Source organism: Gammaproteobacteria bacterium (genome assembly GCA_021647245.1).
Classification (GTDB): domain Bacteria; phylum Pseudomonadota; class Gammaproteobacteria; order RBG-16-57-12; family RBG-16-57-12; genus JAFLJP01.
Genome location: JAKIVC010000011.1, coordinates 12,669 through 25,228 on the forward strand (window position 1 = coordinate 12,669; position 12,560 = coordinate 25,228).

Below are 12,560 nucleotides of genomic sequence, written 5' to 3' on the forward strand. Positions count from 1 at the left end.
TCCAACTCCTACAATCATCACAAACTAGGCTAACACATTGAAAAGTCTTTATATTGCCAGATCTCCCCTACAATTATTCAATTGTATCGAGGCACGCAATCGTTTCTCTGGAGATGATGAAAATATTCTTGTGGCGGCATATAAAAATGATACAGATAAAAACCTACTGCACCAACTGATTGATAAAAACGATTGGAACCAAGTTTATCTACATTCAATTAAAGCCAATGCAGACCAATACTCACTCATCATAAAACTATTTGTGCAGCACTCTAAAGTAGACACTTTATACATTGGCGATTATACAAGCTCAATCAACTTTTATATTAACATTACAAGGCCAAAAAAAATCGTAATGGTTGATGATGGTATCGCAACCTTAAAAATAGTGGCGATGATAAACTCCGGCTCTTTACATAAAACAAAGAAACACTTGAAAAGCAAAATGAGTGTGCCAACAATTATTGTTAGAGCAATTTGTCAGACATCTCCTAAATATCTATATAGGTCTGACTTTTTCACTATGTATAACTTACAAGGACTTGGTCTTTCAGATAGAACCATCACGAACGACTACAGAATGTTCAAAAAAAACATTACAGGCTTGTCTGACGAAAAAACCTGTTTTTTTATTGGCACCAGCATGGAGGATTTATTGATCAGTAAAGCCTGCTACGAAAAATATTTTAAAATTCTTGCTGCTTATTTTGATAAAGAGAAATGGGTTTATGTTTTACATAGAAAAGAGTGTGCCGAGTACGTTGCACTCGTCGCAAAAAAATTTGGCATTCCTATTGTTCGCTTTAATAACATCATAGAGTCGGAGTTTTTTATTCAGAAAATTACACCCACCTCTATATCATCATTCTGCTCTTCTGCGTTGGATACAATAGAGGCTATATATAACCCAAAAATCAAACTTCTGAAATTTGATGAAAATGACCTCATACCTACCAAAAAAGAAGCTCTTCGCAACTACTATAAATACCAAGCCAACAGAGGGATCAACGTTATCCATTTCAATGAGTACACCAAGAAGTGACTCTATGCATCAACCTAGCTTAAGCATATTGATATAGCTTATCCAATCCTGCAGATAACTTTTCGAATGCAATCCATACATTTTCATAAATTGATCAATGGCTTTTGAACGCTCACCTTTACCACTCTCTTTATCCAGATGGTGCAACTCTATTTTTGAGGTAAACCATACCTTACTCGACTGCAACGATTGATAAACTTTAGATGCCTCTGGGCGTATTTGATAGTCACAAGGATCGGAAACTATTCGAAATTCAATACCATTGGCGACGCATTCAGAAAGCCCTGTTGCGTTTGGATTAGTAAAAAATACCCATTCATATTCAGGCATAACCTCAACCAAGGAACCTGTTTGACCACTACAGACAACCACAGCACCTTTAAGTTGATCAGGTATGGCTGCCTCATAATCTGAAAAGGGATTCCTAGGGTGCGCGCGCAATGTAATTTCATAGCCCACATCAACGAGTGATTCAAGCATCATTAAAGAGCGGTGTAAAGCTTGCTGCTGCTGCGTAACTCTAGGGCTCTGGATACTGTAAGCAAGTGTTGGCATGATATGGGGCAAAACAACCAACACTGTTTTGCTTTTGGACTGTAAAAAGTGGCTTTTCGTCACGGAGAGTAGATCACCCAAGCGCTTTCGTGAAAGCCTAACTGAAGGTAGTGGATGGTCATTGTCTGAAAATTTATACCCCCAGGTTATATAGTAATCAAAGATTTCTCGTTCAGTTCGTTCCAACCAGGTTGGGTCGGTCTGCCCATAAAACCCACCATGCTGACTACCAATAAGGGGGATATTTCTTGCCTTCAAAATGGCAAGCAGTATCGCCTGCACTGGCTTATGTTGAAATTCGATACCACAAATTAAAGCCTTCAGCCCACGAGCATGTTGCTTTGCATTTAGATAGCCGCTGGAAAACTGTTCGAGGAAGTAGGTAGGCATAAACAAAACTGAGCTCAGCAACAACTTATACTTCTTTTCAGGTAACTGCTTAGCGCCCATATGATCGGATAGCGAATTCAACATGGTCAAACGCATTTCAGAGTCTATTTCTACGGGGGCATGGCTGCTTTTCTGTATTTTTACAAATTTAATATTACCCCTGAGCCGGCACTTTAAGATCATTCGCTCAATCGCAGTAAACGATAGACTGACACCCACTTGCCTTTTATCGCACTCATCACTCAGCAACTCACTCAACGTAGCCATGTCAACGCGGGCCACTTCCTTGATCTCTGATGTGAGTATTGATGAAATAGAGGCGTGTACATCATTGGATTTAGATAACCCATATATTAAACGGTGCACTTTTCCGTTAAATTCTGTTTCCGATAATCCATTAATATTATTAAAGGCAAACTGTTCATCAGTATGATCATTTATGACTGGCTCTAAATAACTACCATTGGCATAGATGTAAACATATAAATTGTAAAATGGTCGCAACAAAAATGAAAAATCAATGACATCCCCATGAAGCTCTGAGAGATGCTTACCCATAATCGATGACAGTAACGTCACCAAAGACTCAGGATTCAGCTCTAGAGACCCCGAACTGCCAGTAGACTCATCTCCCAAAGTCTTTTGGAGGTTTTCAATAAAACTCATGGCTACTCCTGGCGAATATTATCTACTTGTTATTCAAGGATTTTAGACTGCTCTAATCCCCAGATAGAGATGCAAAATAATGTGTAAAATATTGTTTTCACCGTGAAATCAAAAATAGGAGTCGCACCCATAGAAGTTGACCTCATTTATTTCGAAGTGAGGACGTACAGCCGCTCTACTATGGCAACTATTGAAAGATTTACTTGATGGATAGTCACGACTAACTTCACTCATGAGCTGAGTGAAAAAAACATCGGACTAATTGCTTCCCTTCATGTTATCAACACTCATCCAGCAAAGAGCCGTGCCACGCTTAATATCCATAGTTGCCTGCTTACCCAAAATCGCTTCAAAATATTTAGGCTTTAAACCAAATCCAGGACGTATGATACGAATATTTTCCTCGCTAAAATTCTCACCTTGCTCGATATCTTTCACTACATATATTGAACGACGAAACTTAAGGTTTTGCTCCTCAACCGGTTTCCGCTCATAACTAGCGATGCCTAATGCCTGCCATGCCATATAACTATCGGTGCAAAGCTGTTTTAGCTCTTGAGGCTCCAAGGAGAACTCAGAATCTGGCCCCTTATCTTTCCTGCTCAACGTCACGTGTTTTTCAATTACGCAGGCACCTAAAGCAACACTAGAAACAGAGACTACCGTTCCAAGAGTGTGATCTGAGAGGCCCGTTATAACATCAAATTTTTCAGCAAGATCAGGAATTGTAAGTAAATTTGACTGCTCTACTGGAGCAGGGTAGCCACTAATACAGTGCAATAAAACCAGCTGCTGGCAACCATTATTACGAGCACACTCTACCGCCTCTTTTATCTCTTGAAAGTCGGCCATCCCCGTTGAAATAATCATCGGTTTGCCTGTTTGGGCTACCCGTTTTATTAAGGGTAAATCTATCGCTTCAAATGAGGCGATTTTATATGCTGGAGCATCGAGTTCTTCCAATAAATCAACTGCGCTTGCATCAAAGGGGGAGCTAAAAATGGTAATACCGAGCTCTTTCGCTTTATCAAACATCGTTTTATGCCATTCAAATGGAGTATGTGCCCAATCATAAAGCTGGTAGAGGTTGTAGCCATCCCATAAACCACCACGAATTTGAAACTCTTCACTATCACAGTCAATTGTCATGGTATCCGCTGTATACGTCTGTATTTTTATGGCATCCGCACCCATCTTCTTGGCCATTTCGATGGTTTTTAACGCTCTTTGAATATCGCCATTATGATTTGCTGAAAGCTCAGCAATTATATAGGGAGGATGTTGCTTACCAATTTTCCGCCCATCAATAGTGATTATTTTTGACATAGTACTACCCACAAAAAACCCATAAAAAACAAACGCTAAATACCATTAGAGCCGTCTGAATAAGAATAATATTTCCCATTCGACTGTTTATAACCCAATTTTTCAAACAACGCCCGTGATGACTCATTTTCTTCATGCACTTCAGCAACAATAGTGATCGATGGGTAGCGTTGGCGTAATTTTGTTAACGCTGCTGTACCAACACCTCGACCATAATAATCGGAGGAGATTAATATCGAAACCTCATACTCACTATCTATCGACAGCTTATCCAAACGTAGAACCCCAACCGGGACCCCTTCAAGCATTATGATCAAATAGGGGTCTGGTGATGATACCCGCTTAAGAAACCAGCTCTCATGATGCTCATAAGCGGGCACTTCTGTATTTCGCGAGTATCGACGTGCACCATGCTCACTTTGCCATTTATATATCAGTTCAATATCGGACTGGGTAACAATACGTAATATGACACGCTTGTTCAAAGCAATATAATCTGCCACTCGTCCGGCGCCGCGTCCATCGCAAATCTGGCTAGCGGCAGTGCTTAAGCCCATCAAATGATCCTCTGCATACGCCAGTGCATCTAAAATACTTTCGCTTTTAAGCTGCCTTCCTTCACCAATAAAAATGACTGCGCCGAGCGTTGAAAGCTCTTCAGCAACTAGATGTTGATTTTCAGCCGTTTGAATTAAAATAGTCGGCAGCCCAAGGCAGCATCTCTCCCAGCTCGTGGTACCAGCTGCCCCTATGGCCAAATCAGCCTTAGCCATTAAATGAGCCATATTATTAACAGACGATAGTAGCTCTACACCAAAGTTGTATTGAGCGAGCTTTTCCTGCAAAGAGTGGTAATGTGGTGCCCCAGCACCCAATACAACGGTCACCTGCCACGCCTGATCAATGGCCATGGCTAATGCATCCAATATTTTTTCTGAGATATTGTCTAGATCCATCCCTCCCATCGTCAGCAAAATATTCGAAACTCCATGCCGCTGACAGCGAGCCTCTAAAGCCTTTTTACGCAGAGCGGGAAACTCTTGTCTCAAAAGGCTGAACTGACTTCCTAGCAATATCTCAGTATCACCACGCTCAAGCCAATGGAGGTAATTAACAGCATTGCGGCCAACGGTTTGATCCAGTAGCAAGTCGCACTGGTGAGGCCGGTTTGCCAAGTCATCAATTACCAGGATAGACTCGACATGCTGTGCCATGCTCGCCTCCCAACGTGCATCAATACCGTAATGGTCGACTATCAACCAGTCCAATTTAGCAGTACTCTTCACTATTCTCTGGCACAACTCAGCGTCTTTTTGCCAGGGTACGCCAAGCCAAGAATTTGTATGGTCAACGGCAACATCCTCTTGCTGCCTAGGCAGCAGTGTAATGTGGTGACCCTGTTCTTTTATTAACCCGGCAAGGTGCCCTTTAATATCAGCACTCATAAATAGAATATCGTGACCACGCCCCTTCAACTCAGCAGCAAGTGCCAGACACCGCATCACATGGCCACTGCCGATGCTAACAGAGCTATCAGCGCGTATCGCAATATTCACTACGAGCCCTCACCGTGCTCAAGCCAAGCTCGATACATAAGCTCAGCACGCAACCAATCTTCCGGCGTATCAATGTCTTGCACCAAATGCCTTGGTAGAATAATAGGGAGTGAGTGGGTTGCAAACATGGTTCTGTCATTCAAAAAAGCCTGAGCACGTCCCCAGTAGAACTGCCCAGCATCATGATAAGCCTCTTCTAGGTCTTGAGAGCGCTGTAACATTGTTTCAGGGAAAATCGCCTCAACGCCTCCATTACTACAAATACGAATGGAGCGTTGAATGGGGAAGGCAAAACTGGTGACAGAAAATGAAAATATTTTATTGCTGTCATTTAACGCTTGGTACGACTGCTTAAGATACTCCGACTGCACAAAGGGAGCTGTGGCATAAAGGCAGCAGGCATACTCAACTTGAGTGAGGCTGTTTTCAAACCACTGTATAGCATGTTTAACAACCGCATTAGTGCCCGTATAGTCATCAGAAATCTCTTTGGGGCGAATAAAGGGTATCTCTGCTCCATACTTTTGTGCAACCGTCGCAATCTCTTCATCATCGGTCGAGACAACGATTTTGTCGAACAATCCTGTCTCTTGAGCCACCTCAATTGAATAGGCAATAATGGGCTTTCCACAAAAGCTTTTAATATTTTTTCGAGGAATCCGCTTACTGCCGCCACGAGCGGGAATGACTGCAATATTCAAGCTAAAGCCTCCCTTATAACAGCCGCCACCCTCCCTTGCTGGTCATCACTAAGGTTGGGGTATAGTGGGATGCTTATTGCCCGGGAGTAGTACTTTTCGGCATTGGGGTAGTCCCCTTTGCTATGCCCCATTGATTGATAATAAGGCTGTAAATGAATTGGAATGTAGTGGAGGTTGACACCAACACCATGCTCTCTCAAATACTCAAATACTTCACGGTGCGATCGGCTCACACTATCTAGCTGCACTTGAATTACATACAGGTGCCATGCCGAATAGCTATCACCACTCTGAGCTGGAAGTGTAATGGGCAGGTCAGACAGAAGATCGTTATAACGCTCTACTAACTGGTGACGAATAGCAACAAAATCATCCAACCGCTGTAGCTGGCTCACACCCAGCGCAGCTTGCATATCGGTCATGCGGTAATTATATCCCAAGCTGACTTGTTGATAATACCAAGGGCCATCAGATGACCCTTGCATAAGATGCTCATCACGTGTAATTCCATGACTACGCAATAACGCCATCTTTTCAGCCAAATCAGGGTTATTAGTTAACGCAAGACCTCCTTCGGCGGTCGTAATAATTTTAACTGGGTGGAAGCTGAAAACCGTAATGTCTGAGTATCGACAGTTGCCAATGATATCATTTTGGTAACGGCCACCAACTGCATGTGAAGCATCCTCAATAACTCTGAAACCATAGCGCTGTGATAGTTGATGGATTGCCTTCATATCACAGGCTTGACCTGAAAAATGAACAGGAATAACAATCTTTGGCAGCACTCCATTTTGCTCTGCCTCTATCAATTTAGCATCTAATTTTTCAACGCTCATGTTATAGGTTTCGGGGTCTATATCGACAAAATCGACAATGGCCCCGCAATATAAACCAACATTGGCAGACGCCACAAAGCTGTTGGGCGATGTCCATAGATAGTCACCACGCCCTAATCCCAAGGAGAGGCAGGCAAGGTGCAAAGCAGAGGTTGCACTATTAACAGCACAGCCGAACTTAGCCCCAGTATAGTCAACCAGTGATTTTTCAAATAGAGGAACTTGGGGCCCTTGAGTCAAAAAATCGGACTGAAGAACCTCAACAACCGCATCAATATCCTGCTGCTGAATATCTTGCCTACCATAAGGGATCATAACTGCGCCAATTTATCGAACTCTTTGATTTCCTCAACACTCAAAAAATGGGGATTATTACCTGAGTTATATTCGTAACCTTGAGTCACCGCTACACCCATCTCTCCCAAAGCATTCGTTGTATAATCAATATGTTTATGGTGAAACTTTATTGTAGGACGTAATACATAGTGATCATCAAATTCAAGCGTCAAGTGAGAGTCATCCGACGGGCACATTATTTCATGTAATTTTTCACCGGGACGAATGCCGATCACTTTACTTGGCAGTCCAGCATCTAAAGAGGCTGTGAGGTCGGTAATACGGATCGATGGGATTTTTGGAACAAAAATTTCGCCACCATACATTCTTTCAAAATTTTTCAAAACAAAGTCTACACCTTGCTGTAGGGTTATCCAAAATCGTGTCATTTTTTCATCCGTAATCGGTAAATGATCCGCACCCTCAGCAATTAACTGCTTAAAAAAAGGCACTACTGAGCCACGTGACCCGACCACATTCCCATAACGCACGGCCGAAAAAAGAGTTCCGCCACTACCCGCCATGTTATTTGCGGCTACAAATAGCTTGTCTGATGCCAGTTTAGTTGCACCATACAGATTAATAGGGTTTGCAGCTTTATCCGTAGAGAGTGCGATAACCTTCATTACCTTGTTTTTTAAAGCCGCTTGAATAACATTTTCTGCTCCATGAATATTAGTCTTTATACACTCCATGGGGTTATATTCCGCAGCCGGAACCTGTTTTTGTGCTGCAGCATGAATTACAAAATCCACACCGTTCATGGCTTGAGAAAGACGCTCTGCGTCACGCACATCACCAATAAAATAGCGCATACAGGGGGCATTAAATGTCTGCTGCATCTCAAATTGCTTTAGCTCATCACGAGAGTAGATGATCAGCCTACTCGGTTTATACTTTGCCAATATGGTTTTAGTATACTGCTTGCCAAATGAACCCGTTCCACCCGTAATTAAAATACTTTTATTATCAAACATTAATAACCTCTACGACCGTAAGCATTAAATTTCATCTACTCAGATTTCATCTGGTACTCCGCCCCACAATAAGGACACTTACCCTGGCCATCCTTCATTTTAATGTAGACGCGTGGGTGTGAGCTCCAGAGGCTCATGCCATTCATTGGACAGTGCAGTGGCAGCTCATCTTTGCTCACCGTATATTTATTCTCTTTATTGGGTAATACCTCGCCCACTTCTGGGCCAAGTTGTGAAATTCCGGATGTCATGTTGCCTCCCGTTGTCTCTGTTTTTTATCTGTTTTCGGCACCCCACAACGGGGTGCCTGTCTTGCTTAAACCAGTGTTAGCCAATCACTACGGCTTTGGTCGCGACCATGTACAATATCAAAGTACATGGTTTGCAGTTTTTCAGTGATCGGACCACGGCTTCCGGCTCCAATTGTCCGACCATCCAGTTCACGAATAGGCGTTACTTCTGCGGCCGTACCGGTGAAGAAGCACTCGTCGGCCACATAAACTTCATCACGGGTGATGCGTTTTTCCCGGACTTCAATGCCCAGCTCTTCACAAAGTGACATGATGGTTCCACGGGTGATGCCATCCAGTGCCGAGGTTAACTCGGGTGTATAGACGATACCATCACGAATCATGAAGAAATTCTCTCCACTTCCTTCTGCCACAAAACCATCAACATCCAGTAGCAGTGCTTCATCATAGCCATCTCGCAGCGCTTCGCTCAGTGCCAGCATCGAGTTCATGTAGTTGCCATTGGCTTTCGCTTTGCACATGGTGATGTTGACGTGGTGACGGGTAAAGGAGGATGTTTTAATGCGAATGCCCCGCTCCAGCGCCTCTTTTCCTAAATAGGCGCCCCACGACCAGGCCGCTATCATCACATGTGCTTTCAGGTTATCTGCTCGCAGACCCATTCCTTCTGAGCCAAAAAAGACCATTGGCCGAATATAGGCCGAATCAAGGTTGTTCTCTTTTACTGCGGCAATGGTCGCTTTGTTGAGAGTCTCTTTGTCATATGGCATCGGCATATTCAAAATATGTGCTGAGCGAAAAAGACGATCTGTATGCTCTTGCAGGCGAAAAATAGCAGCACCTTTGTCGGTGTGATATGCGCGTACCCCTTCAAAAACACCCATGCCATAATGCAGCGTGTGAGTCAGTACGTGTACTTTGGCATCACGCCACGGCACCATCACGCCATCTAACCAGATGACCCCATCTCGATCATCCATACCCATACTCATACTGCGGCTCCTCAAATCTAATAAATTCTATAACGGCTACTCAGCAACGATAACTTGCTGCCAGATTCTAGATACCGCTTGGCGATAGTCCAAATGCTCGTCTTCATCGGCTAGTGCTGGCTGCTCCTGCAAGGAGAGGCGGTGCCCTTCTGCGCGATAACAGCGATAAGCATCACACAATAACTCAACATCATGAGTTGATAGCAGGTCCTGCTCTGCAAACATCTTCAAAATTCGGATGTTGTCAGTAAAACGACACAACTCAGGATATTCAGCCGACCAAGCCAGAACCCCGTATTGCACCATAAATTCGATGTCAGCGATACCTCCTTGCCCCTGTTTCAGGTCAAATTTACCGACTATTTTATTTGCCAGTGCCTCGCGCATCTTGCCACGCATCTCACGCACTTCACGTTGCAATAGGCGGGTTTCCCGTGGCTGACAGAGAATAGCCGCTCGAATCGCTTCAAATTTGGCTTGTACGACGTCATCACCCACCACCACACGGGCACGCACTAAGGCCTGGTGCTCCCATGTCCACGCTCTGCTTTTCTGGTAGTCAGCAAAGGCTTTGACGCTACTCACCAATAGACCCGAGGCACCGCTGGGGCGCAGCCGCATATCGGCATCATAGAGCACTCCTGAGGGGGTATGGGCGGTCATCATATGGATGATGCGCTGCCCCAGGCGTGCAAAAAAAACAGTGTTATCGATAGGCTTTTCACCACAGGTTTCACCTGCTGAGCCCGCATGTAGAAAGACCAGATCCAGATCAGAGCTATACCCCAATTCATGACCACCCAGCTTTCCATAGGCGACAATCGCAAAGGCGAGGTCACACGCCTTATCATCAATGCAGCAGACGGGGCTACCGTGACGAGCCACCATATAGGACCACGCCACTTCTGAAATCTGCTCTAGCAGTAACTCGGCAATCCAGGTCAGGTGGTCACTCACTTTCATCAACGGCAAGGCATTACTGAGGTCAGCTGCGGCCACCCGCAACACATTGGTTTGTTTGAAGTGACGCAGCTGCTCCATCACCGCCTCCAGGTCACCCTCATCAATCGCCGCCAGGCGCTGTTTTAACTCGGCCTCTAAGCCCGCCCTATCGGGTGGTGAGTAGAGGCTTCTGGGGTCAAGCAGCTCGTCCAGTAGCATGGGATATTTTTGTAACAACCGGCCAATCCAGCTGCTCCCTGAAAAGAGGTAGACCAGTTGAGAGAGCGCCAGTGGGTTTTCAATCAGCAGTGCTACATAGGCTGAGCGACGCGCAATCGTCTCCATCAAGCCCATCACCCGCTCCAAGGTTACACTACAGTTATCCAGTATTGCGATGGCCGCTAGTAACAGCGGCATCAGTTGGTCCATGCGATCACGGGCGATATGACTCAAGGTCTGCATCGATCTTGAGTGTCGCAACCCTTTCAGCTGCACCCAAACAGCGGCTGGATCCTCAAAGCCTGCTTTTTCGAGTGATGCCGCCACCTCGTCATCAAACTCATCAGATAGCCATAAAGCGGCCAAACCATCAGCGTCATCATATCCTTTTTGGGGGGCGCTAATAATCTGTTCAAAATGACCTTGCACCTTGTCCCGGTGCTGCTGCAATACGGCTTGATAGCGATACCAACTGGAAAACCCCATGCCGATAGCCAGTCGCAGCTTTCCCTCATCATCTGTTGGCAAGTCGTGGGTCTGCTGGTCTCGCCACTGCTGGAGACGGTGCTCGCTGTTACGCAAAAAAAGATAGGCCTCTTTAAGCTCATTCACCACGTAGTCAGGTAGACAGTTCTGCTCAACCAGCTGCTCGAGAATGTAGAGGATTTCACGACGCTGTAACTCTCTACAGCGGCCACCACGAATCAGCTGAAAGACCTGACCGATAAACTCCACCTCACGAATCCCTCCGGGGCCAAGTTTGACATTGTCTTGTCTGCCCTTGCGCTTCACCTCCTGCATAATCATGCGTTTCATCTCACGCAGTGCATCAAATACGCCATAGTCGATGTAGCGGCGATAGACAAAAGGCCTCAACAATCCCATTAGCACTTCACCTGCCGCTTGATCCCCCGCACAGACTCGGGCTTTAATCATTGCGTAGCGCTCCCACTCTCGGCCATGTATCTGGTAATACTGCTCCATGCCGTTGAATGAGCTAACCAGTGGCCCACTCTCTCCAAAGGGTCGCAGGCGCATATCTACACGAAAAACCTGGCCGTCTTCAGTGGTGTTATCCAGCGCCTGCACTACTTTTTGCCCCAGTCGACGGAAAAACTCTTCATTGCTGATAACACGCTTTTCACCATCAGTTTCGCCCTGCTCAGGATAAGCAAAAACAAGATCCACATCGGATGAGTAATTAAGTTCGCGGGCCCCCAGCTTCCCCATCCCCAAAATCACCAGCTGCTGTGGCTCGCCTTGGGGATTACGCGGCGTGCCGTGGCTCTCAACAAGCCAGCCATAATGAAGCGCCAATGCCAGTTGAAGTGAGCTGTCAGCCAGATCAGAGAGGTCATTTGTGGTCTCAACCAGATCGGCCACACCCACCAGATCGCGCCATGCAATACGGACCATTTCGCGTCGTCGCTGCGTTCTCAGTAGGCGATTTAAACCCACTTCATCGTCAATCAATGGCGGCTGTGCCCGCAGTAGCCCGAGCATTTTCCCTTTATCATAAGTCGTATCAAGATCACCACTCTCAAGCAGTGACTCCATCATCAGCGGATAGCGCAACGCCGCATTCTGTACGAACTCACTACAACCCCAGACCAAAAAGAGTTGCCGCTTAAGTTCTGGCGGGCTAAATAGAGAGTCTTGCCGCCCCGCCTGTTGGAGCTTTTCACAGTAGAGCACCCATTGTGCATCCAAACTTTCGTGCCATGATGAAGGAAGTGGAAGATGGGACATTAAGCGACCTTAATTGGTT

At 45.3% G+C, this 12,560-nt stretch carries 10 protein-coding genes; 1 reads left to right on the forward strand and 9 read right to left on the reverse strand.

Going from position 1 to position 12,560, the window contains the following annotated elements; genetic code table 11:
* Positions 1 to 37 precede the first annotated feature (37 nt).
* Positions 38 to 1,042, forward strand: a complete 1,005-nt coding sequence (locus tag L3J94_04540; GenBank protein MCF6218024.1) for an alpha-2,8-polysialyltransferase family protein — start codon at positions 38 to 40, stop codon at positions 1,040 to 1,042.
* 9 nt (positions 1,043 to 1,051) lie between these two features.
* Here L3J94_04540 and L3J94_04545 read toward each other — a convergent pair whose 3' ends face one another.
* The 9 genes from L3J94_04545 to glnE form a co-directional block, all read right to left on the reverse strand.
* Positions 1,052 to 2,653, reverse strand: a complete 1,602-nt coding sequence (locus L3J94_04545) for a hypothetical protein (protein ID MCF6218025.1) — start codon at positions 2,651 to 2,653, stop codon at positions 1,052 to 1,054.
* Between the two features lie 258 nt (positions 2,654 to 2,911).
* Positions 2,912 to 3,979 carry a pseudaminic acid synthase gene (gene pseI / locus L3J94_04550; protein MCF6218026.1) on the reverse strand — a complete coding sequence of 356 codons (1,068 nt, stop codon included), beginning with the start codon at positions 3,977 to 3,979 and terminating at the stop codon, positions 2,912 to 2,914.
* A gap of 35 nt (positions 3,980 to 4,014) precedes the next feature.
* Positions 4,015 to 5,481 (reverse strand): UDP-2,4-diacetamido-2,4,6-trideoxy-beta-L-altropyranose hydrolase, encoded by a 1,467-nt coding sequence (gene pseG / locus L3J94_04555; GenBank protein ID MCF6218027.1) that lies wholly within the window; start codon positions 5,479 to 5,481, stop codon positions 4,015 to 4,017.
* Positions 5,482 to 5,534: 53 nt separating this feature from the next.
* Complete coding sequence (pseF, locus tag L3J94_04560) at positions 5,535 to 6,236, reverse strand: pseudaminic acid cytidylyltransferase (protein MCF6218028.1); 702 nt, start codon at positions 6,234 to 6,236, stop codon at positions 5,535 to 5,537.
* Positions 6,233 to 7,390 (reverse strand): UDP-4-amino-4,6-dideoxy-N-acetyl-beta-L-altrosamine transaminase, encoded by a 1,158-nt coding sequence (pseC, locus tag L3J94_04565; protein ID MCF6218029.1) that lies wholly within the window; start codon positions 7,388 to 7,390, stop codon positions 6,233 to 6,235. Before pseC ends, pseF begins: the two co-directional genes overlap by 4 nt.
* The gene (pseB, locus tag L3J94_04570) at positions 7,387 to 8,388 is read right to left on the reverse strand and encodes a UDP-N-acetylglucosamine 4,6-dehydratase (inverting) (GenBank protein ID MCF6218030.1); all 1,002 of its coding nucleotides are present in this window, start codon (positions 8,386 to 8,388) and stop codon (positions 7,387 to 7,389) included. Before pseB ends, pseC begins: the two co-directional genes overlap by 4 nt.
* 35 nt (positions 8,389 to 8,423) lie before the next feature.
* Positions 8,424 to 8,639 (reverse strand): zinc-finger domain-containing protein, encoded by a 216-nt coding sequence (locus L3J94_04575; protein ID MCF6218031.1) that lies wholly within the window; start codon positions 8,637 to 8,639, stop codon positions 8,424 to 8,426.
* A gap of 65 nt (positions 8,640 to 8,704) precedes the next feature.
* On the reverse strand, positions 8,705 to 9,625 hold the full coding sequence (locus tag L3J94_04580) for a branched-chain amino acid transaminase (GenBank protein ID MCF6218032.1): 921 nt from the start codon (positions 9,623 to 9,625) through the stop codon (positions 8,705 to 8,707).
* A 42-nt stretch (positions 9,626 to 9,667) separates the two neighbouring features.
* The gene (gene glnE, locus L3J94_04585) at positions 9,668 to 12,541 is read right to left on the reverse strand and encodes a bifunctional [glutamate--ammonia ligase]-adenylyl-L-tyrosine phosphorylase/[glutamate--ammonia-ligase] adenylyltransferase (GenBank protein ID MCF6218033.1); all 2,874 of its coding nucleotides are present in this window, start codon (positions 12,539 to 12,541) and stop codon (positions 9,668 to 9,670) included.
* Positions 12,542 to 12,560: the final 19 nt, after the last annotated feature.

Coding starts and splice junctions, on each gene's coding strand:
- L3J94_04545 (MCF6218025.1), bottom strand. CDS start 2,653: ATGAGTTTTATTGAAAACCTCCAAAAGACTTTGGGAGATGAGTCTACT.
- pseI (MCF6218026.1), bottom strand. CDS start 3,979: ATGTCAAAAATAATCACTATTGATGGGCGGAAAATTGGTAAGCAACAT.
- pseG (MCF6218027.1), bottom strand. CDS start 5,481: ATGCGGTGTCTGGCACTTGCTGCTGAGTTGAAGGGGCGTGGTCACGAT.
- pseC (MCF6218029.1), bottom strand. CDS start 7,390: ATGATCCCTTATGGTAGGCAAGATATTCAGCAGCAGGATATTGATGCG.
- pseB (MCF6218030.1), bottom strand. CDS start 8,388: ATGTTTGATAATAAAAGTATTTTAATTACGGGTGGAACGGGTTCATTT.
- L3J94_04575 (MCF6218031.1), bottom strand. CDS start 8,639: ATGACATCCGGAATTTCACAACTTGGCCCAGAAGTGGGCGAGGTATTA.
- L3J94_04580 (MCF6218032.1), bottom strand. CDS start 9,625: ATGGGTATGGATGATCGAGATGGGGTCATCTGGTTAGATGGCGTGATG.
- glnE (MCF6218033.1), bottom strand. CDS start 12,541: ATGTCCCATCTTCCACTTCCTTCATCATGGCACGAAAGTTTGGATGCA.